The organism is Rhizobacter sp. P5_C2 (assembly GCF_054049715.1).
Window position 1 is genome coordinate 1 of sequence record NZ_JBFULV010000096.1, and the last position, 23225, is coordinate 23225.

Below are 23225 nucleotides of genomic sequence, written 5' to 3' on the forward strand. Positions count from 1 at the left end.
AGCCCGAGCCGGCCGCCGAACCGGCACCGCCGCCGGTGGCTGCCGCGCCGGCCGCACCGGCCGAGCCGTCGGCCGGCGAGAAGGCCTTCCGCGCGGCCGAGGCTTCGGCCAAGGCCGGCAACCTGGAGCGCGCGCTGGCCGACTACAAGCAGGCGGCCAGCCTGGGCGTCGCCGCCGCCGGCCCGAAGGCCGATGCGACCAGCAAGCGGCTGGTCGACACGCACTCGCGCAACGCCCGCTCGGCGCTCGCGCGGCAAGACCTCGACGGCGCGATCAAGTCCTGGGACAAGGTGCTCGAGCTCGATCCGGCCAACGACACCGCCAAGCTCGAACGGCAGAAGGCGCTGCGCTTGAAGGAAAAGGTCAACGCGCTGTAGATAGATGTCGGCCCCTCGGTCGATGGGTACATCGACCGATCCCCCGCGGGGATGCGGGCCGGCTTGGGGCGGCCCGGCGCTCGGCCCGCGCGCCGTAGGAGCTTGCCTACGCGCAGGCGGCGTCCCGTCCTATTCTCGCGACCGGCCATGCCGGGGGACCCTTGGTGTCATGCAAGCCATGACATGACATCAAGGAGGAACCCCATGTCCCAGGAAGCCCAGATCATCGGCAAGGTCGAGTACCGCGAAGGCGACGGCCAGCCGATCGAGATCCGCCCCGGCCCGATCGAGGTCGAGACCACGCTCACCGACGCCACGCTCAGCTGGGTCGACGGCGACACGCACGGCTCCACCGCGATCCCGATCGGTGACTTCCAGCGCTACGTGGCGCGCGGCACGATCGAGCTGAAGCACTGAGAGGGTGAGAGCAAATCCGCCATGCTCGCTCATCCTGCCCAAACACACCCACTCTGCGTTGCAAATGCTCGCCGTAGCCCGAGCTACGGCTGCGCTTTGCGCCTTGATTGGGCGCGTTTGGACAGGCTGCTCGGGCACGCCGGATTCACTCTCACCCTCTGACCCGGCCACCGAGCGCCGGGCGTACAGCTCCAGCAGCACCTCGCTGACGTTGCCGAGGAGCAGCTGCGCCACACGATCCGCATAGAAGTTGAACTGCGTGCTGACGCGGTAGCGCGTGCGCATGCTCAGGCGCGTGCCGCCGCGCTCGGCTTGCAGCTCGAAGGCGGTGTCGAGCAGGTCGAAGTACAGGCCGCCGATGCGCACGTGGTCGTCCAGCGCGCCCGACGGCACGGAGTCGGCCTCGAATCGATAGGCCCACGCGATGCGGCGCGCCGGCTGCCACTCGGTGATGTCGCCTTCGAAGTGGATGCCCTTGCCCATCCGGAAATGCTGCACGCGCTGCCCGGCGGCTTCGGTGACGCCGGACTGCGGCGGCGGCACGCCGATGCGATAAGCCCAGCCGCGCTCGACCTCGTCGGCCCGGATGTCCGGCGTCTGCGTCAACTGCTGCCACACCACCGCCGGCGGCGCGGCGATCCACAGGCTGCGTTCGATCTGGCTGCGGTCGTCCTGCAGCGTGGTCCCCGGCACCAGCACGCCCATCAGCAAGGGCAGCACGCCGGCGGCATACAGCGTCGGCCGCGGCCAGCCGGTGACGCGGCAGGCGACGCCCATCAACAGGCCGCCGACGCTGCCCAGCACGCCGAACAGCGGCGCGATCACGAGCACGCAGATCAGCCCCTCGACGTTGATCAGCAGCGTGCCGGTGACGAACAGCCCGGTGGCGAGGAACGGCGCGCCGACGTAATAGGCCCAGGAGCGCCGCTCGTCGCGCTCGGCGATGTAGACGGTCACCATGCCGACGACGATCGGCGCGAGGAACACGAAGGCGCCGGCCATCGCCGACCAGGAGCTGCCCGCCGCGCCCGAGAACATCAGTCGCAGCGCGATGCCCGACAGCGCACCGGCTAGCACGGGCCAGCGGTAGCGGAACGGGAGGTGGTCGGGGTTCATCATCGCGCAGTCACCGCGTATGCGAGATCCACAGCAGCACCGCGAGCACGCCGATCGTCAGCTTCTGCAGCAGCGACGCGACAGGCGCGAACTTGCCGCGCAGATCGATCAGCGGCTCGGGCGGGCTGATGCGCAGGCCCTGCGCCAGCGCGGTCGGCGCGCGGCCCAGCAGCGCGGGCAACGCATTGACCGATGGCACGCTGCCGCGCTCGAGCAGGCGCAGCGTGTCGACACTGAAAGCCTTCTGCGGCAGCACGCATGCGAGGCGCGCCGCGAGCTTCATCAACGGCATCGGCACCGGCAACCACAGCGGCTGGCCGAGGCCGAGCGCGATGCGATAGGTGGCGAGCATCTCGCGGTAGCTGACGGCCTCGGGGCCGCCGACCTCATGCACCACGCGCAGCGGGCCGGATTGCTCGACCAACCGCGCGATCGCCTCGGCCAGCTCGTAGACGTGCAGCGGCTGCAAGCGCTGCGCGCCGCGCCCCGGCAGGCTGACGACCGGCAGCGACGCGAGCGTCGCGAACAGCGCGGCGCTCGCGCTGCGCGGCCCGTACACCAGCGACGGGCGCAGCACGGCCCAGTCGAGCGGCAGCGTCGCTAGCAGGTCGTCGGCAAGCAGCTTGCTGCGCAGGTAGTCGCTGTCGAGACCCTCCGGCCCGACGCCGAGGGCCGACACCTGGATCACGCGCCGCGCCCCCGCCAGCGCCGCGCCGCGGAACAACTCGATCGGCCCCTGCGCATGCACGCGCTCGAAGCGCTGCCCGCGCGAGGGCACCAGGATGCCGACGCAGTTGACCACCGTGTCGACCTGCGCATCGCGCAGCCGCACGGCCCAGTGCTGCGGCGACACCGGACTGGAGAAATCCAGCGGCCAGTGCTCGCGCGCCGCGCCCGGCCGGCGCGAGGCTTCGACCACCTTGTGGCCGCGCGCACGCAGCGCATGCACGACCGCCGCACCGATGCAGCCGGTCGATCCGCAGACGAGGACCTTCATCACGCACTCCTTGAGAAGCAGCAGGGAGCCGGCACCGCGGCATCGAGCACGCGGGCGACCGAGGGTTCGAGCGCCTGAAGCGAGGCGCGCGGTGGCAAGGTGGCCGGCAGGCTGATGTCCCACACGAGGCCGATACGCTGCAGCACGCACAGCACCCACCAGCCGGGATCGGCCTGGCCGGGGTAGAGCCCGAGGCGGGCCGAGCCGGGAAACGCATGGTGGTTGTTGTGCCAGCCCTCGCCGAAGGTGATCAGCCCGCAGCCGCGCACGTCGTGGCCTTGCACCCCGGCGCCGTCGACATGCCAGCTGCGGTGGCCGACGCGGTGCGCGAAGTGGCCGACCATCCAGTGCCCGGTCAGGCCGACGACGCAGCGCAGGCACACGCCCCACAGCACCCAGCCGATGCCACCGAACGCGAAGAACAGCAGCGCCCACGGCAACTGCTGCAGCAGCCAGTGCCGCTCGACCCACATCAGCACCGGGTCGTCCGCGAGGTGCCCGGGCAGCTCGAAGCGCGGCGGGCGGGCCAGGCGCAGCTCGCAGTGCAACTGCCACCATGCATCGACGAAGAAGCCGCGCCGGTGCGCGAAGAAATCGTGGCAGTGCGGCTGGCGCTGCGCCCAGTCGCGCAGGTCGTGCGTGCGCATCATGCCGGCCGGCCCGGCCATGCTGACCAGCACGCCCAGGTAGACCAGCAGGCGTTCGAGCCACAGCGGGCACGCATATGCGCGATGGATCAGCCGCCGGTGCATGCCGAGCGAGTGGCCGAGGCACAGCGTGACCGCGCTGCTCGCGAGGAACAGCGCGGCGCCGCCCCAGCTGGCGTAGCGGGTGACGGCCAGCACGCTGCCGGCCAGCATCGCGAACCACCACAGCGAGCGCTGCGGCGCCCAGACGACGCGGCCCTCGACCGCGCTGCATCCGTCAGTGGCGTGGACCGTGGTGACCTCGTTGCGCATGGCCCGCTCACTCGCCGCGGTGGAGGCGGCAGGCGCCATCGCGGCAGGCCTGCATGCGCGCGGCCATCCGTGCCGCACGAACGCGGCGGATGCCGCGCACCAGCGGCGCGCTCGCCCGCGAGATCGCCTGGCGGTGCCGCGCGAACCAGCGGTAGCCCAGCTCGAAGGCCGGCTGCAACGGCGCCCAGCCAATCGGCTTCAGCACCCAGCCCAGGCCCACCGCCTCGTAGGCCAGCCGCAGCACCTGCACGCCGTGCAGCACCCGGCCGTCGGCGGCGATCGCGTGGATCTCCTCGTTCATCGCCTGCAGCGTCACGCCATAGGGCGACGGATCGAACCCGGCAGCGCTGATGTCGACGAAGGCCAGGCGCCCCGCCGCGTTGCGCTCCCACAGGTGATCCATCTCGAGCGAGCACACCGGGCAGGCGGCGTCGTACAGCAGCGTCATCGGGTACAGGGCGTGGTTCATCGCAAATGCTCCTTCAGAAATTTCTGTCTATAGAGAAATTAACCGGCAAAAAAAGAGGCCTCAGGGACCCAGCAACTGCGCCGGGTTGATCTCTTCGGGCGCCGCAGCGCCGTCGCGGCCGAGCAGCTTCTTGATCTTCGCGCCGAGCTTCAGCACCTTGGTCAGCGTGTCGGTGTCGAGCTTCAGCATCTCGTCGCTCCACGCGGTCAGCGTGACCAGCAGTTCCTGCGTCTCGCGGATGCGCAGGCGCGCCTCGGCCGGGTCGCGGCTCAATGCGGGATCGGTCAGCAGTTCGTTCAGCACCTCGATGGTGGGCGCGATCTCTCGACGTTGGCGCTCACGCACCACGGTGCGCAGCAGCTCCCATACCTGGGTCGAGGTCTCGAAATGATCGCGCCGGTCGCCGGCCAGGTGCACGAGCTTGATCAGGTTCCAACCTTGCAGCTCGCGCAGGCTGTTGCTGACGTTCGAGCGCGCGACGTCGAGCGTGTCGGCGATCTCCTCGGCATGCATCGGCCGGCCGGTGATGAAGAGCAGCGCGTGGATCTGCGCCACCGTGCGGTTGACGCCCCAGCGCGTGCCCATCTCGCCCCAGTGCAGCACGAATCGGGAGAGGGTCGGCGACAGGTTCATGAGGCGGACTCTAGGGTCGCCATATATTTCTGTCAACACAGAAATTCAGAAAATACGGATCACGCGAGCGGCGACGAGACGATCCAGCCTTCGAGCGGATCCGCATCGGCCGGCCGACCGAAGCCGGGTTGCCCGGCCGCCCACGCGGCCTGCATCAGGCACAGCACCGCGTCGAGCCGATCGCCCGACGCATCGGCGACCAGCGCATCGCGTTGCGCATGCGACAGGCGCAGCCGCAGGCCAAGGCGCGAGCGGCCCTGCTCCAGCGCATCGAGCAGGTCCTTGCGGGCGATCAGGCGATCGGGCGTCTGGCGGGCCTTGTCGTCGGCCTTGTACGAGCGCCGGCCGATCAGCTCACGCGCCAGCAACCCGGGGTAGCCCTCGAGCGCGACGCGCTGCGCATCGCCGGCGTGCAGGCCGGGCAGGTCGACACCGGCATCGATCAGCAGCGGCACGCCGGCATGCAGCATCAGCGCGACCGGCGGGTTGACCCACTTCATCGACGGCGACGAGCCGGCCGGCCCGTCGGCCGCGCGGTGCGCGAACTTCGCGCCCACCGGCCGCGCATCGCAGAACGCCGCGAAGCGCAGGCGGATCTCGTCGCGCGACAGCCCGGCGTAGTGGCGCATCAACGGCAGCCAGGCCAGCGGCCAGCCGAGCGCCTGCACCAGCTCGCGCGGCAGGCCGAACGGAAAGTCGAAGGCCGCGAGCCATGGCCCCGGCGTGCGCAGCCACGCGGCAAAGCCTTCGAAGTGCTCGTGCGTCTCGATGCGCTCCAGCCGCACGACGGCGTGCGCGAGCTGGCCGCGCGCGACGGTGATCGGCTTGCGCCGTGTCGGCCGGCTGGTGAAGTCGACGCCGGCCAGCGGCCAAGCGGTGTGCTGAAGGGGAACGGAGCTCATGGGGTGCCGGTACAGTCGGGCCCTCACTCTAGCGACCCCCATGGCCGACCACCCGCTGAACCGCACGCCGACGCTTCCGCAGACAAGTCCGCGCCCTCTTCGTCGCCCGCGCCGGCTTCATCGCCATCGCCCTCCTCGCGCGAGGAACCGAAGGAGCGCCTCGTCACCACCGAGCACCGCGCGGTCGTCGGCAAGCGCACGCTGGACTACAGCGTGACCTGCGGCACCGTCGTGCTGCGCGAGGACGAGCAGCGCGACGGCCAGCGCAGCGCCGACAAGCCGCGCGCGAGCCTGTTCTTCATCGCCTACACGCTGAAGGGTGCGGAGCCTGCGTCGCGGCCGGTCACGTTCAGCTTCAACGGCGGCCCGGGTTCGAGCAGCGTGTGGCTGCACCTGGGCATCCTCGGGCCGCAGCGGGTCGTCACCGACGAGATGGGCAACGCACCGCCGCCGCCGTATGCGCTGACCGACAACGAGCACACGCTGCTGACCGACAGCGACCTGGTCTTCATCGACCCGGTGGGCACCGGCCATTCGCGCATGGTCGAGGGCGAGAAGGTGGCCGAGTTCCACGACTACCAGCGCGACCTCGACGCGGTCGGCGAGTTCATCCGCCTCTACCTGGCGCGCTACGGCCGCTGGGGCAGCCCGAAGTACCTGATCGGCGAGAGCTACGGCACGACGCGCGCGGCCGGGCTCACGCTGCACCTGCAGGACAAGCACGACGTGTTCCTGAACGGCGTGATGCTGGTGTCGCTGGCGGTCGACCTGCAGACACTGCACTTCGACCACGGCAACGAGCTGCCCTACCCCTTGTTCCTGCCGACCTATGCGGCCACCGCGTGGTACCACCGCGCGCTCGCGCCGGCGCTGCAGAAGAAGCCGCTGGCCGCGGTGATCGCCGCGGCCGAGGCCTTTGCGCTCGGCGACTACACGGTGGCGCTGATGGCCGGTTCGACCCTCGACGCGAAGACGCGCCAGCGCATCGCCGAGCAGGTGGCGTTGTACAGCGGGCTGRGCGTGGCCTACGTGCTGCGCTGCGACCTGCGCCCGCGCGAGTTCCGCTACTTCAAGGAGCTGCTGCGCGAGCGCGGGCAGACGGTGGGCCGGCTCGACAGCCGCTTCCTCGGCCTGGACCGCGACGATGTCGGCGAGGAGCCCGAGGGCGATCCGGCGATGAGCAACCTGCTGGGCGCGTATGCGAGCGGCATCAACCGGCTGCTGAAGGACACGCTGAAGTTCGACACCGACGCGCCCTACGTGGTGCACGCGCCGATCTGGGACAAGTGGGGCTGGAAGGATTTCGCGGGCAAGTACGTGAACGTCGGCGGCAGCCTGCGGCGCGCGATGCATGCGAACCCCGCGATGCGGGTGTACGTGGCGAGCGGGTACTACGACCTCGCGACGCCGCACGCCGCAGGCGACTACACGCTGAGCCACCTGGGGCTGCGCGAGCCGCTGCGCAAGAACATCAGCGTGAGCTACTTCGAGGCGGGGCACATGATGTACATCCACCAGCCGTCGTTGAAGCGGATGGCGGGGGAGCTGAGGGCGTTCGTGAAGGGCTGAAGTTTCACCCGGTGGCCAGCCCCACCACCCCCGCCGCAATGCACGCCGCCCCCACGATCCGCGTGCCACGCTGGCCCTCGCCCAGCAGCCGCCCGCCGAGCAGCGCGGCGAACAGCATCGACACCTCGCGCGCCGGCGCCACGTGCGACAGCGGCGCGAGCCGGGCCGCATACAGCACGAGGATGTAGCCGAGCGGGCTGATCGCCGCCAGCACCAGCGCGTGCTTCCACAGTGCGCGTGCCGATTCCATGAAGGCCGCAGGCTTGCGCAGCGCACTCGGCAGCATGAACGGGAGCCGCGCGAGGTTGCCGAAGTAGTCGATCAGGATCGGCGAGATCAGCATCACCTTGACCGAGTAGCCGTCGATCAGCGTGTAGAGCGCGATCATGCAGCCGGTGGCCGCGCCGTAGCCCAGCCCGGCCATCACGCGCTGCCGCTGCACCGGGTCGTGCGCACGCGCCCACAGCGACGGCCCGCCGGCGATCAGGAACACCCCCCCGGTGACCGCGAACACGCCGAGCACGCCGCCCAGGCTCATGTGCTCGTCGAGCAGCAGCAGCGCACCGAACGAGCTGATCAGCGGCCCGGTGCCGCGCGCCACCGGGTAGACCACCGTCAGGTCGCTCGCCGCATAGCCGCGCAGCAGCACGTTGAAGTACACGAGGTGGGTGATGCCGCTCGCGAAGACCAGCGCCCATTCCTTCGCGCCCCACAGCGGCACCGTGCCCCAGGCGGCCCAGATGCCGACCGGGCCCCACAGCACGAGGATCATCAGGCTGGACAGCAGTGCGAAGCGGCTGTCGCCGCCGGCCTTCTTGGCGACCAGGTTCCAGGCGGCATGCAGCAGGGCGGCGATCAGGACGAGGGAGAGCGCGAACAAGGACATGGGGCGCAGGCGGCGGCGAAGGCGAAGCCCCGCATTGTCGCCACAGTCGCGGGCGAACCATCACGACATCACACGCGAAGCTCTGCCCCAGGCAATGCCGGCCCCGACACGAGAGGCTCCTGCAGCCAATCGCGCACGCTGCTGGCCGCCGCCAGCACCCGATCGAACAAGGCCATCAACGCAGGCTCATCGAGTTCCGACAGGCGCAGGCGCGTCCACAGAGAGAACCGGCCGCTGTCCGGATCGAGGGCGCCGATCAACGCGGGATGTTCTGCGGAGAACTGGTTGCCGGCCAGCAGCGGCAACAGGCGCTGGGCGTCGCGCGGATCGACCGGTGCGGCGATCTCGGCGAGCACGACCAGAAATTCCTCCTGATAGCCCAGCAGGGCGACCGTCAACCCTTCGTCGACAGACAACGCAACGCTCTGTCGATGTTCGTCGGGAGACTCGATACCAATGCGCTCGCACAGCGGGCGGATCACGTCGTGGAAACGCGGGGAGTGGGTCATGGCTCGATCCTTCTGGTGAAATCAGCCCGCGGACTGTTCGAAGAGGCTGAGCACCTCTGCCCGTCCGGCATACGCTGGGTCATTCGTCGGACAAAGCTCCCGGAATTCCCGCGCAAGATCTTCGGCCGAATAGCCCATGTGGTCCTTCGACTTCGGCGAGGCACCTCGTTCCAGCAGCAGGCGCACCAGGTCCGGCGAGCCGCGCCGGCACGCGTGGCCCAGGGCGCTATAGCCATCCCAGGAAGAGTCGTCAAGCGTCGCCCCGGCGTCGAGCAGCTTGCTGACGATACCGACCTCCGCCCGGCTGCAGGCCGCGAGCAATGGCGTCTTGCCGTCCTTCCCGCGCTGGTTGATGTCCATACCGCCGGCCAGCAAGGCGTCGACGACTGCAGGATCGACCGGTGCGCTCTCGACAACGCGACACAGCAATGCCGAGGCTGCGATGTTCGCCTTCTTTCGCATGGCCCGGTCCGCTTTCACAAATTCCGATGCGAGCAGCAGGCTGATCTCTTTCACATTACCCGAGGAACATGCTTGCTCCAGATCCGAGCGCCAGATCGCGAGCGTCAGCGCGTTCCGCTGGGCCCCATCGCCGATGCTCGCTCTCAGCGCCTCGAGCAGCGCCCTGTCCGCAGGTCGCAGCGCCAGCGCCTCGGCCACCGCGTAGTCGTACACGCTCCCAGCGACCGCTTGTCGACGTTCCTGGTCAACACCGGTGGCGGGCAGATCCCGCAACAGCTGTAGCGCGAACTGCCACGGTATGACCCCCAGGGCATTCGGTCGCAAGGCCGAAGCTCCCTGCTTGATCAGCAGCTTCACCATGTCGGTACCGCCCGCTTCGATCGCAAGGCTCAGGCCATTTTCCAGCCCGTGAGGTGCGTGGAACTGCGCACCTGCTCTCAGCAGGCTCTTGACGCCGTGGGGGTTGAGCTCCTGGCAAGCAACCATCAGCCACCTGGAACCGTGGTCGCCGATGGCGGCGACGGTCTCGGGGCTCAACCATGCCTCCAGCGCATCCGCATCGCGATTCCTCAGGGCATCGTCAATGACCCTCTGTCGCAGCATCAGCTGAATCTGCGTTGCCGTGACGGCGTCGATGGCGTGCTTGAAGAGAACACCAATGAACGCCATGTTCTGCGCATCGAGCGGCATGTTCAGTGCCGCGCCCATTGCGCGCAGGCAAAGGTTGCCGTGACGTTCGGGAAACCATTCGCGCGCCTCGCCTCGCTTCAGCAGCTGCGTGAGCCCCTCAAGATCCCGGCCGACGAATGCAGCTTCGACATCGAGTTCCCATTGGGCTTGTCGCAGATGCGGGCCAGGAAACGACGGGTCACGAACGCGGCGGATCGAAGATCTCGCCACCACATCGCTCGAGTAGTAGTCGCGCCCGTGGCGGTAGGCGATTTTTACGTTCGGCTGCATCCCTCGCTGCGCCGCCTGCTCCGGCGTGAGCAGGCAATCGGATTCGGTTCTGTCCAAATACCCGCCGAACCCGATCATCCGTTTGACATAGGTCACCAAATCGCCGGAGTACTCGCCCGCGTGGATGCGGCTCTGAACGAGCGGCGGAAACTCCTCGATCCGAATTTCACCCGCGGCCTTCGCTTGCTGCTTCAGATCCTCCCATCGCCGCGTTATCGGATCTCCAGGACGCCACGTTGCGACAACTTCAAGGTCGTCCGCCATACTGAACCGGCCGTCCTCCTGCAGGAACGCCTCCGGGTTGATCCAGTGGTCATGAATCACGGTGGAGCCGTCTCGCAAGATGACTCGCACGAAGGTGTGAGCCATCTTTCTTGAGCCTACCCGCTCGATGCGATCACATTTCGGCTCGCTTTGGTTCCCGTAGTGCTCTCTCAGAATAATGTCCGTCGCCTGTGCCACGGAATCACACCTGCGCGCCCCTTCTCGCAAGGCTTGTACGAGTGGATCGCGATTGCCAAGGATGGAATTGCACTCGCGACGCAGAAGAAGATCCGACTCGCCCTTCGACGCGACGATATGCTCCGTCACATTGCCGGAATACGGCGAGAAGCATTCAGCCAGCTTGTCCTTCACCTCGGGCGACAGCTGCAGGCAATGCATGGCATCGGCGCCAACATCGCGGATTGCATACACGACCTTTTTGCCTGTTTTAGTCTCGTATTCGCTGACCAGCTCATCGAAGACAAAAGACTGGCCATTCACCTCCGAACGCGCCACCTTGTACGGCCCGTGGACGTTCTCAGGAAACTTTCCCCTCGGATCTCGCAGCGACGTCTGGGGATTGTTCGCATAGGACGACGACGGGTACTGCATGGTTCGTGCTCGTGGCAATGGATGGTGAAACAGTCCGGATGGCATCTCGCAGACAGTCGCATGGATCGTGCGACTGCGCTGCCATCCTCGGTCGCCATGAGTGAGCATTGGCGCGTCGCGGTTCCCACCGCGCGCACCGGCATGCGTTCCGGTCGGAACGCCTCCGAATCAACCGTCCCGGCCCGTCCTTCCCCTCACCCCTTCGACGCCGCCACCCGCATCGTCACGAACTCCTCCGCCACCGTCGGGTGGATGCCGATCGTGCGGTCGAGCTGCGCCTTCGTCAGCCCCGCCTGCACCGCGACCGCGAAGCCCTGCAGCACCTCGCCGGCATCGCCGCCCACCATGTGCGCACCCAGCAGCCGGTCGCTCGCATCGTCGACCACCAGCTTCAGCAGCGTGCGCTCGGTGCTGCCGCTCAGCGTGTGCTGCAGCGGCTTGAACTCGCTGCGGTAGATGCGCAGCACGCCGTGCCGCGTGCGCGCGACCTCTTCGCTCAAGCCCACCGTCGCGGCCTGCGGGTGCGTGAAGATCGCGGTCGGCACCGTCGCGTAGTCGAGCGCCGGCCGGCGGCCTTCGCCGAACAGCCGGTCGATCAGCACCATCGCCTCGGCCAGCGCCACCGGCGTCAGCGCCTTGTTGCCGACCAGGTCGCCCAGCGCATGCACCGAGGGCACGTTGGTCGTGAAGCCCTCGTCCACCGGCACCGTGCCGTCTTCGTTGACCTTCACGCCCACCTCGGCCAGCCCCAGCCCGCGGCTGCGCGCACRCCGGCCGGTGGCGTGCAGCACGGTGTCGGCCTCGAGCACGCTGTCGTCGATGAGCTGCAGCCGCTGCACCTCGCCGCGCCGCTCCACCGCGGCAATGCGCGACTCGAGCCGGATGTCGATGCCCTTCTTGCGCATCTCGGCGGTGACGAAGCGCGCCATCTCGCCGTCGAAGCCCCGCAGCAGCTGCGGCCCGCGGTGCAGCAGCGTCACCTTGGACCCCAGGCCGTGGAAGATCGATGCGAACTCGCAGGCGATGTAGCCGCCGCCCACCACCACCAGCCGTTTCGGGAACGGCGACAGGTCGAACATGTCGTCGGAGCTCATCGCCCACTGGGCGCCGGGGCCGTCGAGCCGCACCGGCTCGCCGCCGGTGGCCAGCAGGATGTGCCGCGCGGTGAAGCGCTGCTCGTGGGTCGTGGTCTTCACGGCCACCGTGTGCGCATCGAGCAGCTTGGCCCAGCCGCGCACCAGCTGCACGTTGGCGCCGCGCAGCAGCTCGGCATACACGCCGTTGAGCCGCGTGATCTCGGCGCCGCGCCGCGCCTTCAGCACGTCCCAGTCGAACTCGGGCTCGGTCAGCGTCCAGCCGAAGCCGCGCGCCTGCGCGAAGGCCTCGTGGTAGTGCGCCGCATAGCTGTACAGCTTCTTCGGGATGCAGCCCAGGTTCACGCAGGTGCCGCCGAGCGCACTGCCCTCGGCCAGGATCACCCGGGCGCCGAGCTGCGAGGCAGCGCGGCTCGCCCGCACGCCACCGCTGCCGGCACCGATCACGAACAGGTCGCAGTCGTAGGATGGGCTTGCCTGGCCGGCATCGGCGAAGTTGCCACCGAAGTCGGCATTGTTGTCAGCTGTCACCGTCATGCGAAGGCTCCCTCTCCTGTCGTCCACCGTCTTCCATCAGCGCCCTGAGCGTAGCGAGGCTGTCGGCTTCATGCAAAGGCTTGTCGTGCCGGATGCGCAGCATGCGTGGAAAGCGCACGGCGATTCCACTCTTGTGGCGCGGACTCGCGTTGATGCCCTCGAAACCGAGTTCGAACACCAGCGTGGGCCGCACGCTGCGCACCGGCCCGAATTTCTCGAGCGTCGTCTGACGGATGATGCGGTCAACCTCGGTGAATTCGTCATCGCTCAAACCCGAATACGCCTTCGCGAAGGTCACCAGCTGCAGCGCCCCGGCCTGCGCCGGTTCGCGCCGGGCGATCGCGTCGACCACCGCCTGCGCCTCGGCGGCATCCTGCGGCGGCGCGCTCCACACCGCGAAGGTGTAGTCGGTGTAGACGCTCGCGCGCCGCCCGTGCCCGGCCTGCGCGTAAACCAGCACCGCATCGACGCTCAGCGGGTCGATCTTCCATTTCAGCCAGGTGCCGCCCGCCAGCCCCTCCTGCTTGCGCCGGCCGCTGCCGTACTGCGCCTGTGCGTGCTTCAGCATGAAACCCTCGACGCCGCGGCCGCGCGATTCCTCGCGCAGGGCCGCCAGCGCCGCCCAGCTGTCGCGCTGCTCGACCGGCGACACCCGCATCGTTCGCCCCGCGGAAGCGGCTTCGAGCAGCGCACGGCGCTCGCGCTGCGGCTTGCTGCGCAAATCGACGCCCTGCCACTCCAGCAGGTCGTACGCGATGAAGCTGGCCGGCGCATCGGCCAGCACGCGCTTGGTCAGCGTCTTGCGGGCGATGCGCTGCTGCAGCAGGTTGAACGGCGCCGGGGCATCGCCCTTCCACACCAGGATCTCGCCGTCGAGCACGCTGCCGTCGGGCCATTCCTGCGCGAGCGCGACGACCTCGGGAAAACGCTCGGTCACGAGTTCCTCGCCGCGCGACCAGATCCAGGTCTGGCCGCCGCGCCGAACGATCTGCGCACGGATGCCGTCGTACTTCCATTCGACCAGCCAGTCGCCCGGCGCGCCGAGCCGTGCGTCGAAATCGGGCGGCAGCGCGTCGACGGGATGCGCGAGGAAGAACGGATACGGCTGGCCGAGCGGTGGTGCGGCGCCCTCGCCAATGGGTGCGACCAGGGCCGCGAAGCGCGTCGCATCGGGCGTCTGCTTCGCATCGGTCCAGCCCATCATGCGTTGCGCGAGCAGCTTGTCATCGAGCCCGGCATGCGCGGCCAGCGCGCGCTGCACCAGCAGCTTGCTGACGCCGACGCGGAAGCCGCCGCCGATCAGCTTCGTCAGCAGGAAGCGGCCGGTGGTGTCGAGCTCGTCCCAGAATGCCGCGATGCGTGCCGCCTGCTCGGCCGGCGACAGCCCGCGCAACGGCAGCAGCCGCTGCTCGATCCACTCGGCCAGGCCCACGTTGCCTTCGTGCCGCGGCGCCGGCAGCACCAGCGCGATCGTCTCGGCGAGGTCGCCGACCGCCTGGTAGCACTCGTCGAACAGCCAGTCGCTGATGCCGGCGCGCTCGCAGGCCAGCGCCCGCAGCGTCGCGGTGGGCACCACCTGCCGCGGCTTGCCGCCGGACAGGAAGTACACCGCCCAGGCCGCATCTCCGGGCGCGGCCTCGGCGAAATAGCGCTGCAGCGCCGCGACCTTGGCCGAGGTGGCCGTGGTCGCATCGAGCTCGGCGAAGAGCCGCGCGAAGCGCTTCATGCGGGCGGCTCCGGATCGGTGGCAACCGCTCGCTGGTCATCGCGCTCGTCGTCATATTCGGTGTGGAACGCCCCGGCCTGCAGCCCCTGCTCCTGCAGCCAGCGCACCATCACCGCCTCGTAGCCGTGCGTGACGATCACGCGCGAGGCACCCGTCGCGCTGATCGCGCGCTGCAGCCCCGGCCAGTCGGCATGGTCGCTCAGCACGAAGCCGCGGTCGACCGCGCGCCGGCGCCGCGTGCCGCGCAGCTGCATCCAGCCGCTGGCGAATGCATCGCCGTAGTCGCCGAAGCGGCGCGTCCACGCCGAACCCTGCACCGAAGGCGGCGCGATCACCAGCGCCCGCGCGAGGCTCGCCTTGTCGGTGACCTCGGTCGCCAGCTGCGTCGGCGGCAAGGCCACGCCGGCCGCGCGGTAGGCCTGGTTCAGCGGCTCGACGGCGCCATGCACGACGATCGGGCCGATCGACGCATCGACCCCCGCGAGCAGCCGCTGCGCCTTGCCGAAGCTGTAGGCCATCAGCAGGCTCGCGCGGCCGGCCTCGGCATTGGCCCGCCACCAGGCGTCGATGTCGGCGAACACCTCGCGCTGCGGGCGCCAGCGGTAGATCGGCAGGCCGAAGGTCGATTCGGTGATGAAGCAATCGCAGGGCACCGGCTCGAACGGCGTGCAGGTGCTGTTGTCGTCGCCGGCCCCGCTGACGAAGTAGTCGCCCGATGCGACCCACACGCGGCCGCCATGTTCGAGCCGCACCTGCGCCGAGCCGAGCACGTGGCCCGCGGGGTGCAGCGAGAGCCGCACGCCGTGGTGCTCGATCACGTCGCCGTAGGCCAGCGTCTGCAGCGTGATGTCGTCGCCGAGCCGCGCGCGCAGCACGCCCTCGGAGGGCGCCGACGCGAGGTAGTGCGCATGCCCGCGCCGCGCATGGTCGCCATGCGCATGCGTGATCACCGCGCGCTCGACCGGTCGCCACGGGTCGATGTAGAAATCGCCGGGCGGGCAGTACAGCCCCTCGGGCCGTTCGATCACCAGGTCGTCGACCGCCATCGCCGGCGCCGTCAGTAGCGGCCGGTCTGGCCGGCGATGCGCAGGTAGACATGCGCGCACCACGCGACGAAGCCGCGCCGCAGCGTGCCGGCCAGCGTTCGCGGGTGCGCGAGCTTCGGGTCGATCTCGCGCGACTGCGCCGCCGCGGCGTCGAAGCGCTCGGCGAGCGAACGCGTGAAGGCCTCGTCGCGCACGATCACGTTGGCCTCGAGGTTCAGCAGCAGCGACAACGGATCGATGTTCGAGCTGCCCACCGTCGCCCAGTCGCCGTCGATCACCGCCACCTTGGCGTGCAGGTAGGCCGGCGTGTACTCGTGGATGCGCACGCCGTGCGCCAGCAGCTCGTCGTACAGCACCCGCGCCGCCAGCCCGGCGATGCGGTAGTCGAGCTTGCCCTGCAGCAGCAGCCGCACCGCGACGCCGCGGTCGGCCGCATCGCGCAGCGCGCGGCGGAACGGCCGGCCGGGGTAGAAGTACGGGCTGATCAGGTCGACGCGTTCGCGCGCGCCGCGGATCGCATCGATGTAGCTGCGCTCGATGGTGCGGCGCTGGCGCAGGTTGTCGCGCAGCACGAAGGCGGCGCGCACCGGCGGCAGCGCATCGGGGCTCAGTTGCAGGCCCTTGCTGCGCGGCATGCGCAGCCGGCGCATCAGGCGCTTGGCGCGCGCGATCGGCTCGGCGCTGCGCGCGAGGGCCACCATCTCCTCGCGGAAATCCTGGCCCAGGTCGGCACGCGTCCACACCGCGCGGATCGCCTGCTCGACCGGCGCGACCACCGGCCCGCGCAACTGCACCGCGAAATCGAGCCGCGGCTGCTCGGTGACGCCGTGCACCAGGTCGATGCGATCGTCGATCTGGTTGATGCCGCCGACGAAGCCGACCTCGCCGTCGACCACGCACAGCTTCTGGTGCAGCCGGCGCAGCTGGCCGGGCTGGAACCAGCTCCACCAGCTGGTGATCGGACGGAACACCGCGAGGTCGACGCCGCCGTTCTCGAGCAGCGGCTGCAGCTGCGGCAGGAAGGCGCGCGAGCCGAAGCCGTCGAGCACCACGCGCACCGCGACGCCGCGCGCCGCCGCCGCCAGCAGCGCATCGGTGACGGCGGTGACGCTGCCTTCGTGCTGGTAGATGTAGGTCGCGAGCCAGACCTCGTGCCGGGCCGCGTCGATCGCCCGCGCCATCGCCGGGAAGAGTTGATCACCGCCACTGAGCAGCTCGACCTGGTTGTCGCCGCAGAACAGCGCGCGCGGCAGCGTGCTCCACAGGTCGTCGGGCAGCGGCGGTTCGCCGTGCCGGCGGTGGTGCTTGCGCGTGCGTGTCGCGGTCGAGGTCAATGCGGGCTCATTCCAGTTCGAGTTCGGCCACCAGCGGCAGGTGATCCGACATCCGCGCCCAGGCCGCCCCGCGCGGCACCGAGGTGCCGGTGCAGCGGAAGCCGCGCGTGTAGATGCGGTCGAGCGAGAACACCGGCATGCGCGACGGGAAGGTGCGCTGCGAGCTGATGCCGCGCCGCTCGGCGCGGTACAGCCCGAGCGCATGCATCGGCGCGTCGAGCTTGCCGCCCCAGTCGTTGAAATCGCCGGCCAGCACCACCAGCTCGTTGGCCGGCACGTGGTTCGCGACGAACGCCCCGATGCGCTCCACCTGCCGCACGCGGCTCGAATGGATCAGCCCGAGGTGGGCGACGATCGCATGCACCACCACCGAATTCCAGTGCACCCGCACGTGCAGCAGCCCGCGCTGCTCGAAGCGGTGGTCGGACACGTCGTGGTGTCCGATCTCGTCGCCCAGCGGCCAGCGCGACAGCAACGCGTTGCCATGCTCGCCGCCCGGCGTGACCGCGTTGGTGCGGTAGGCCGCGTGGTAGCCGTCGGGCGCCAGGTACTCGGCCTGCGGCAGGCGCGGCCAGCCCTTGTGCGTGTCCGGAAAAAGCCGCGCCTCGGCGTGGTGGAAGCTGCGCACCTCCTGCAGGAACACCATGTCGGCGTCGAGTGCCTCGATACCGAGCCCCAGGTTGTGGATCTCCAGCCGCTTGCGCGGGCCGACGCCGCGCACGCCCTTGTGGATGTTGTAGGTGGCCACCCGCAGCACGTGCGGGGGATGCAGGGTCGAGGGTGACACGGTCATCGCGGAGTGTGTCCCAGGTCGAGGATGGCGGCTGCGTTGGTGTGCGAGAAGCACCGCGTGGCGGCGTCGCGCCACGGCAGCCATTCGAAGCGCAGGTGTTCGTGCGGGCTCAGGCGGATCGGCGTGCCGCGATCGACCTGCAGCGTGAACACATGCTCGGTGTTGTGGGTGACGCCCGGCGCGTAGCGGTGCGCCCAGGCCGGCAGGATCTCGTAGACGTGGCGGCGATCCAGGTCGACCAGCCGCGTGGCCGGCACGGCCTGCGAGCCGACGACGATGCCGGTTTCCTCGGCGACCTCGCGCACCGCGGTGTCGCGCAGCGGCTCGCCGGCCGACGCGCGCGAGCCGGTCACGCTCTGCCAGCCGCCCGGCGCATCGGTGCGCTCCAGCAGCAGCACCTCGCGCTGCGGCGAATGGATCAGCACCAGCACCGATTCCGGCAGTTTCATGCCGTGAAGGATAGCGGCTCGCCGCAGCCGGCCCGTGTCGGCAGATGCCTCGCCGCCGGGTCGGGCAAACGCCCGCGCGGCGCGGCCCGGATTCACCCCTTCGCGCCGGCCTTCACCGCCACCGCCGGCGGCAGCTCCTTGCTCTGCAGCAGGCGCACCTGCGTCACCAGGTGGTTGTGCGCATCGAGGAAGGCGGCGGCGATCACCTTGCCTTCATTGCTGTTGCTCCAGCCGGCACCGGCCGCGCCGCCCAGCTTGCCGAGCACCAGGCCGCCCATGCCGAGATCGGTGACCCGCACCGAGCCGGTCGACGCGGCCAGCTGCTCGGTGGTCTCGTTGTCGGTCAGCAGCAGCGCGACCTGCGCTTCCTTCAGCTTCACGCTGTCGGCCATGCCGACGAACTTGTTCAGCACCGGGATCATCCCGAGGATGCCGCCGATCTCGCGCCCGGCGTTCTGCTCGCTGAAGGTGAGGCTGGGCGTCAGCGAGTACTGCGCCTCGTAGCCCTTGCCCTTGGCGACCGTGCCGTTCTGGCGCAGCACGCCGGCGTTCTTCAGCTCCTGCTCCTGCACCGTGGCGCGCAGGCCGGCCGAGCGATCCACCACGCGGAAGCACCCGCTCTGCTGCGCCAGCAGCCGGATCAGCGGCACCGGCGACTGCGGCAGGTTGTAGCCCGACACCATCGTGTAGCCGTTCGGGTTCTCGACCAGCGCGAGCGTCGCCACCGGCGCATCGCACCTCACCAGTTCGCGCGCCGCCGATTGCGCACCGGCGGGGCCGGCCGAGCCGGTCACCACCGAACCGCCTTCGCCGAGCTGAGCGCCCTGCTTGCCGCAGCCGGCAACGATCAATGCCAGCACCAGTCCTGATGCAACGGTGACACGGTTCATGCGGAGCCTTTCCAAGCAATCTATACCAAGCAAGACATCGATCATGCCAGCGCAACACCCGGCATCAGGCAGGCACCCCTCAGTCGCGGGTCTGCCAATTGGTAGCACTTTGTTCTCGGTTGGCATGTCTTGCGCATCTGCACAAGTTCTGCAATTTCGGTCCGCAAGCTCCCTGGATCCCGCAGCAGCCTCCGGCGCACCCTTCGCGCCGGCCGGCACTTTCCAGGAGTAGACGACTGCCATGACGCATCCGGCCCCCATCAACACTGTTCGCTCCGGCTCATTCCGACCCTGGCGCCCTGCCATGGCCTTGCTGGTCGCCTTGCTCATCGCGGGTTGCGGTGGAGGCGGAGGAGGCGGCAGCACCACGGATGACACGGCCACGCCCGGCGTGATCGTCGAAGCGGTCCCGGCCGCGGTCACCGACCTGACGGCCACCTCCAGCAACGACGCGATCGTGCTGAGCTTCAAGGTGGCGAATCCGCAGAACGTGACGGCCTTCGAAGCGGTCTGCACCGGCAGCGGCCCGACGGTCACGGCACGCAGCCCCTCGCACGGCACGGCCACCGACACGATCACCGTGACCGGCCTGACGAATCCGCAGAGCTACACCTGCACGGTCAGTGCGATCAACAGCAGCGGTGCCAGCGTCGCGTCGAGTCCGGTGCAGCCCACGGCCGACCCGTCGACGGGGAACGGCACGCCCGACGCCCCCAGCGCGCTGCACATGGACGCCGCGCCGACCTCGGTGGTGATCAGCTTCTCTGAGGCGAGCGTCTCGGGCGGCTCCGCCGTCAGTTCGTACGTCGGCATCTGCGTTGGCGACAAGACCGCCTACAGCTATGCCGTCGCGAGCCCGATCACCGTGCTCGGGCTGACCGAGGGCGTGGCCTACACCTGCTCGGTCACTGCCGTGAATGCGCAAGGCCTGGGCACCCCGTCGGCCACGTCGGTGGTGACACCGTTGGCCAAGGCTGGGGCCACCGCCGGCGCACCGGCGGCACCGACGCTCAGCGCCGTCAAGGGCGCCCCGAGCTCGGCGGTCGTCGAGTTCAACAAGACCAGCGTGGGCGCGAGCGCCGCCAAGCGCCGCTCGCTCGGCTCGGCCACCGAATCGGGCACGCTGTACCACGCGACCTGCTCGAAAGACGACAGCGTCGTCAGCGTCGAATCGGCCGGCAGCCCGATCACGGTGCCGCAGCTGGTGAACGGTGCGACCTACAGCTGCACCGTCACCGCAACGACGACCGCCGGCACCAGCGATCCGTCCAACGCGATGACTGTCGTGCCGCGCACGGTGCCCGAAGCGCCGACGCTCACGCTGGTCAGCGCCGGCGACAGGATCGCCACGCTGAGCTTCACGGCGCCGGTCGGTTCGCCCGGGACGCCCGCCGATGGCGGCTCGACGATCACCGGCTACCACGCGACCTGCACGGGGGGCACGCAGACGGCGACGGGTGATGCCACCAGCGCGGGCTCGGTGGTCGTGGCCGGCCTGGTCAATGACCAGCAGTACACCTGCAGCGTGGCCGCGGTCAACGCCGCCGGCACCGGCAAGGCATCGGCCGGGCAGCCCGTGACGCCGGTCGCCTCGACGGCCCCGACCGGTGGCACCGTCGCGAACGCACCGCAGGATGTGCGGGTGATCACGACCGACACCACCGCAGTGATCAGCTTCACGCCGGTCACCGACAGCAGCTTGCCGGTGCTCGACTACACCGCCACCTGCACCAGTGCCGACTCGATCGTCACCGCGACCGGCACCAGCTCGCCGATCACGGTCAGCGGCTTGTCGTACGGCGTCAGCTACAGCTGCGTGGTCAAGGCCCGCACCCAGGACGGCAGCGGCACGCCATCGGAAGGGCAGCCCGCGAAGCCGGCCGGCACGGTGCCGGCCGCCCCGACGCTGATCGACGCAACGCCCGGCGATGCTGCGATCACCCTGACCTTCACCGCCAACTCCGACGGCGGCTCCGCAGTGACCGCCTTCACCGGCACCTGCGGTGATGACAAGACAGGCACAGCAGCCACCAGCCCGGTGACGGTCAAAGGGCTGAGCAACGGCAGCATCTATGCGTGCTCGGTGACGGCCACGAATCAATTCGGTACCGGCCCCTCCAGTGGAACCAAGAACGCCAGGCCACGCACGGTGCCGCAGCCACCGACCGCAGTGCAGGCGAAGGCGGGCAACACGACGATCACGGTGACCTACACCGAGCCGATCAACAAAGGCGGCGCGGAGATCACCGGCTACACCGCGTGGTGCCAGAACGGCAACAACATCTTCACGGCACCGTCCACTGCGGCCACCGACACCAGCATCACGGTGTCAGGCCTGAGCAACGACAGCGAGTACACCTGCTGGGTGACGGCAAGCAACACCGCCGGCCCGAGCGTGGCATCCGACCCCACCGTGAAGGCCACACCGTCCGCAGCCGTCGTCGAGGCGCCGCTGTACGCGGCGACCAACCTCGGCAAGAGTGCCGGTGACGGCACGCTGACGGTCACGTTCGATCGTCCTGCGTCCAACGATGCAAGCACCACCACCTATGAGCTGATCTGCTCGCCGGACGGCATCGACATCGGCGCCGGCCCGGCCTCCCAGGTCACGGCCAAGGGGACCAATGGCACGACATACACCTGCTGGATCCGCGCCATGCTCGGCTCGCAACACAGCGATTCAGGCTCCGTGCATGTCACGCCCAATGTGAAGCCCACGGAGCCGTCCGGCATCACTGTCACGTTCGGCAATGCGAACGTGACGCTGGGATTCAGCCCGAACAACGGGAGCGGCGTCACCTACTCGGCCACCTGCGTCGCCGGCGACAGCTTCACGGCCAATGCCGACGGCAGCCTGACGGTGAACGGCCTGACCAATGGCAGCACCTATGCCAACTGCGGCGTGACGGCCACCAATGGCAGCGGCGACACGGCGACAGCCAAAGTGTCCAGCTTCACGTTGCCTGCCGCGCCGACGAAGCCGATCATCAATAGCCGGACATTCGGCGACAACCAAGTGACGCTGGACTTTGGCCCGATCAGCAGTGGCGTCACCTACTCGGCCACCTGCGTCGCCGGCGACAGCTTCACGCTACTGGTCAGCAAGCTGACCATCACCGGCCTCGCCAACGGGTCGACCTACAACAATTGCCGTGTGACGGGCACCAACAACGTCGGTGGCGCGAAGGCCACCTCCGACGCGGCGGACGTCTTCACGTTACCGGCCACGCCGACGAAGCCGGTCATCTCGCTGGCCGCGCCGGGCGATACGCAGATCGTGCTGAGCTTCTCCCCGAACGCTGAGAGCAACGTCGACTACACCGGGCGCTGCAACGGCGGCACGAGCGTCAACAAAGGCTCGGATGGCAAGGTGACGGTGACGGGGCTGTCCAACGGAAAGGCCTATACCTGCACGGTCACGGCCCTCAGCTCATCCAATGTGGCAGTCACTTCGGACGCAAGCACCAGCGTGACCCCGCTGTCCTCGGCCACGCCGACGAAGCCGGTCATCTCGCTGGCCGAGCCGGGCGATGCGCAGATCGTGCTGAGCTTCTCCCCGAACGCCGAGAGCAACGTCGCCTACACCGGGAGCTGCATCAGCGGCACGAGCTTCAACAAGGGCTCGGATGGCAAGGTGACAGTGACGGGGCTGACCAACGGAACGGCCTATGCCTGCACGGTCACGGCCACCAACGCGTCCAACGTGTCAATCACCTCCGCAAGCACCAACGCGACCCCGCTGGCCCCGGCGGCGCTGGGCGCGCCGACCGCCGGCGACGGCCAAGTGACGCTGAGCTTCACAAAGCCATCGACCAACCCGAGCAGCACGCTCTACACGGCGAGCTGCGCAACCAGCGAGACCAACTGGGCGAACGGCACGACGGTCGGCACGGGCATCAGTGGCGCCAGCCCCTTGAAGGTCACCGGTCTTGCCAACGGAAGCGTCTATGTGTGCGGGATCACGGCCTCCAAAGGCGCGGGAGTGTCCAAAGCCTGGGTTCCAATTGACCTGGCGGTCAAGGCGACGACGCCTTCCATCACGCAAGCCGAGCCGGGCGATGCGCAGATCGTGCTGAGCTTCTCCCCGAACGCCGAGAGCAACGTCGCCTACACCGGGAGCTGCATCAGCGGCACGAGCTTCAACAAGGGCTCGGATGGCAAGGTGACAGTGACGGGGCTGACCAACGGAACGGCCTATGCCTGCAAGGTCACGGCCACCAACTC

General features: G+C 69.2%; 19 protein-coding genes. 3 read left to right on the forward strand and 16 right to left on the reverse strand.

Annotated features, from left to right (window positions below; genetic code table 11):
- On the forward strand, nucleotides 1-377 hold a 377-nt coding region (locus ACXJLU_RS26285; protein ID WP_457336091.1), incomplete at its 5' end, for a hypothetical protein.
- Between the two features lie 189 nt (nucleotides 378-566).
- Here ACXJLU_RS26285 and ACXJLU_RS26290 read toward each other — a convergent pair.
- From ACXJLU_RS26290 to ACXJLU_RS26315, 6 genes are all read right to left on the reverse strand, one after another.
- Entirely contained in the window at nucleotides 567-1832 is a 1266-nt protein-coding gene (locus ACXJLU_RS26290) for an SRPBCC family protein (RefSeq protein ID WP_457336093.1), read from the reverse strand.
- 88 nt (nucleotides 1833-1920) lie between these two features.
- Nucleotides 1921-2907 carry an NAD-dependent epimerase/dehydratase family protein gene (locus tag ACXJLU_RS26295; protein ID WP_457336095.1) on the reverse strand — a complete coding sequence of 329 codons (987 nt, stop codon included), beginning with the start codon at nucleotides 2905-2907 and terminating at the stop codon, nucleotides 1921-1923.
- On the reverse strand, nucleotides 2907-3866 hold the full coding sequence (locus ACXJLU_RS26300; protein ID WP_457336096.1) for an acyl-CoA desaturase: 960 nt from the start codon (nucleotides 3864-3866) through the stop codon (nucleotides 2907-2909). The genes ACXJLU_RS26295 and ACXJLU_RS26300 overlap by 1 nt, the downstream gene beginning before the upstream one ends.
- A gap of 7 nt (nucleotides 3867-3873) precedes the next feature.
- Nucleotides 3874-4335 (reverse strand): thiol-disulfide oxidoreductase DCC family protein, encoded by a 462-nt coding sequence (locus ACXJLU_RS26305; RefSeq protein WP_457336097.1) that lies wholly within the window; start codon nucleotides 4333-4335, stop codon nucleotides 3874-3876.
- A gap of 60 nt (nucleotides 4336-4395) precedes the next feature.
- Nucleotides 4396-4968 carry a GbsR/MarR family transcriptional regulator gene (locus tag ACXJLU_RS26310; RefSeq protein WP_457336098.1) on the reverse strand — a complete coding sequence of 191 codons (573 nt, stop codon included), beginning with the start codon at nucleotides 4966-4968 and terminating at the stop codon, nucleotides 4396-4398.
- A gap of 59 nt (nucleotides 4969-5027) precedes the next feature.
- Nucleotides 5028-5870, reverse strand: a complete 843-nt coding sequence (locus ACXJLU_RS26315; RefSeq protein WP_457336099.1) for a DUF429 domain-containing protein — start codon at nucleotides 5868-5870, stop codon at nucleotides 5028-5030.
- A gap of 213 nt (nucleotides 5871-6083) precedes the next feature.
- Between ACXJLU_RS26315 and ACXJLU_RS26320 the strand changes: the two genes are divergently transcribed.
- On the forward strand, nucleotides 6084-7439 hold the full coding sequence (locus ACXJLU_RS26320; protein WP_457336100.1) for a S10 family peptidase: 1356 nt from the start codon (nucleotides 6084-6086) through the stop codon (nucleotides 7437-7439).
- Between the two features lie 4 nt (nucleotides 7440-7443).
- On the opposite strand, the gene ACXJLU_RS26325 is transcribed toward ACXJLU_RS26320, so the two are convergent.
- The 10 genes from ACXJLU_RS26325 to ACXJLU_RS26370 form a co-directional block, all read right to left on the reverse strand.
- On the reverse strand, nucleotides 7444-8325 hold the full coding sequence (locus ACXJLU_RS26325) for an EamA family transporter (RefSeq protein WP_457336102.1): 882 nt from the start codon (nucleotides 8323-8325) through the stop codon (nucleotides 7444-7446).
- A gap of 68 nt (nucleotides 8326-8393) precedes the next feature.
- Complete coding sequence (locus tag ACXJLU_RS26330; protein ID WP_457336104.1) at nucleotides 8394-8834, reverse strand: CesT family type III secretion system chaperone; 441 nt, start codon at nucleotides 8832-8834, stop codon at nucleotides 8394-8396.
- A gap of 21 nt (nucleotides 8835-8855) precedes the next feature.
- Complete coding sequence (locus ACXJLU_RS26335; protein WP_457336106.1) at nucleotides 8856-11132, reverse strand: ankyrin repeat domain-containing protein; 2277 nt, start codon at nucleotides 11130-11132, stop codon at nucleotides 8856-8858.
- A 194-nt stretch (nucleotides 11133-11326) separates the two neighbouring features.
- Nucleotides 11327-12763, reverse strand: coding sequence for a glutathione-disulfide reductase (gene gorA / locus ACXJLU_RS26340; RefSeq protein WP_457336108.1), 1437 nt, complete (start codon nucleotides 12761-12763; stop codon nucleotides 11327-11329).
- Nucleotides 12747-14489 (reverse strand): ATP-dependent DNA ligase, encoded by a 1743-nt coding sequence (locus ACXJLU_RS26345; protein ID WP_457336110.1) that lies wholly within the window; start codon nucleotides 14487-14489, stop codon nucleotides 12747-12749. The genes gorA and ACXJLU_RS26345 overlap by 17 nt, the downstream gene beginning before the upstream one ends.
- Nucleotides 14486-15535 (reverse strand): ligase-associated DNA damage response exonuclease, encoded by a 1050-nt coding sequence (locus tag ACXJLU_RS26350; protein ID WP_457336112.1) that lies wholly within the window; start codon nucleotides 15533-15535, stop codon nucleotides 14486-14488. The genes ACXJLU_RS26345 and ACXJLU_RS26350 overlap by 4 nt, the downstream gene beginning before the upstream one ends.
- Before the next feature lie 11 nt (nucleotides 15536-15546).
- The gene (gene clsB / locus ACXJLU_RS26355) at nucleotides 15547-16869 is read right to left on the reverse strand and encodes a cardiolipin synthase ClsB (RefSeq protein WP_457336114.1); all 1323 of its coding nucleotides are present in this window, start codon (nucleotides 16867-16869) and stop codon (nucleotides 15547-15549) included.
- 7 nt (nucleotides 16870-16876) lie between these two features.
- Nucleotides 16877-17662 carry an endonuclease/exonuclease/phosphatase family protein gene (locus ACXJLU_RS26360; protein ID WP_457336116.1) on the reverse strand — a complete coding sequence of 262 codons (786 nt, stop codon included), beginning with the start codon at nucleotides 17660-17662 and terminating at the stop codon, nucleotides 16877-16879.
- Complete coding sequence (gene nudB / locus ACXJLU_RS26365) at nucleotides 17659-18111, reverse strand: dihydroneopterin triphosphate diphosphatase (RefSeq protein WP_457336118.1); 453 nt, start codon at nucleotides 18109-18111, stop codon at nucleotides 17659-17661. The genes ACXJLU_RS26360 and nudB overlap by 4 nt, the downstream gene beginning before the upstream one ends.
- A gap of 92 nt (nucleotides 18112-18203) precedes the next feature.
- The gene (locus ACXJLU_RS26370) at nucleotides 18204-19001 is read right to left on the reverse strand and encodes a CsgG/HfaB family protein (RefSeq protein ID WP_073463714.1); all 798 of its coding nucleotides are present in this window, start codon (nucleotides 18999-19001) and stop codon (nucleotides 18204-18206) included.
- 304 nt (nucleotides 19002-19305) lie between these two features.
- On the opposite strand from ACXJLU_RS26370, the gene ACXJLU_RS26375 reads away from it, so the two are divergent.
- Nucleotides 19306-23225, forward strand: a 3920-nt coding sequence (locus ACXJLU_RS26375) for a beta strand repeat-containing protein (protein WP_457336120.1), incomplete at its 3' end; no start/stop codon positions are given.

Excerpts from the sequence above, each read along its gene's own strand:
- ACXJLU_RS26290 (WP_457336093.1), bottom strand. The coding sequence starts at position 1,832 with ATGTTCTCGGGCGCGGCGGGCAGCTCCTGGTCGGCGATGGCCGGCGCC.
- ACXJLU_RS26295 (WP_457336095.1), bottom strand. The coding sequence starts at position 2,907 with ATGAAGGTCCTCGTCTGCGGATCGACCGGCTGCATCGGTGCGGCGGTC.
- ACXJLU_RS26300 (WP_457336096.1), bottom strand. The coding sequence starts at position 3,866 with ATGCGCAACGAGGTCACCACGGTCCACGCCACTGACGGATGCAGCGCG.
- ACXJLU_RS26305 (WP_457336097.1), bottom strand. The coding sequence starts at position 4,335 with ATGAACCACGCCCTGTACCCGATGACGCTGCTGTACGACGCCGCCTGC.
- ACXJLU_RS26310 (WP_457336098.1), bottom strand. The coding sequence starts at position 4,968 with ATGAACCTGTCGCCGACCCTCTCCCGATTCGTGCTGCACTGGGGCGAG.
- ACXJLU_RS26315 (WP_457336099.1), bottom strand. The coding sequence starts at position 5,870 with ATGAGCTCCGTTCCCCTTCAGCACACCGCTTGGCCGCTGGCCGGCGTC.
- ACXJLU_RS26325 (WP_457336102.1), bottom strand. The coding sequence starts at position 8,325 with ATGTCCTTGTTCGCGCTCTCCCTCGTCCTGATCGCCGCCCTGCTGCAT.
- ACXJLU_RS26330 (WP_457336104.1), bottom strand. The coding sequence starts at position 8,834 with ATGACCCACTCCCCGCGTTTCCACGACGTGATCCGCCCGCTGTGCGAG.
- ACXJLU_RS26335 (WP_457336106.1), bottom strand. The coding sequence starts at position 11,132 with ATGCAGTACCCGTCGTCGTCCTATGCGAACAATCCCCAGACGTCGCTG.
- ACXJLU_RS26345 (WP_457336110.1), bottom strand. The coding sequence starts at position 14,489 with ATGAAGCGCTTCGCGCGGCTCTTCGCCGAGCTCGATGCGACCACGGCC.
- ACXJLU_RS26350 (WP_457336112.1), bottom strand. The coding sequence starts at position 15,535 with ATGGCGGTCGACGACCTGGTGATCGAACGGCCCGAGGGGCTGTACTGC.
- ACXJLU_RS26360 (WP_457336116.1), bottom strand. The coding sequence starts at position 17,662 with ATGACCGTGTCACCCTCGACCCTGCATCCCCCGCACGTGCTGCGGGTG.
- nudB (WP_457336118.1), bottom strand. The coding sequence starts at position 18,111 with ATGAAACTGCCGGAATCGGTGCTGGTGCTGATCCATTCGCCGCAGCGC.
- ACXJLU_RS26370 (WP_073463714.1), bottom strand. The coding sequence starts at position 19,001 with ATGAACCGTGTCACCGTTGCATCAGGACTGGTGCTGGCATTGATCGTT.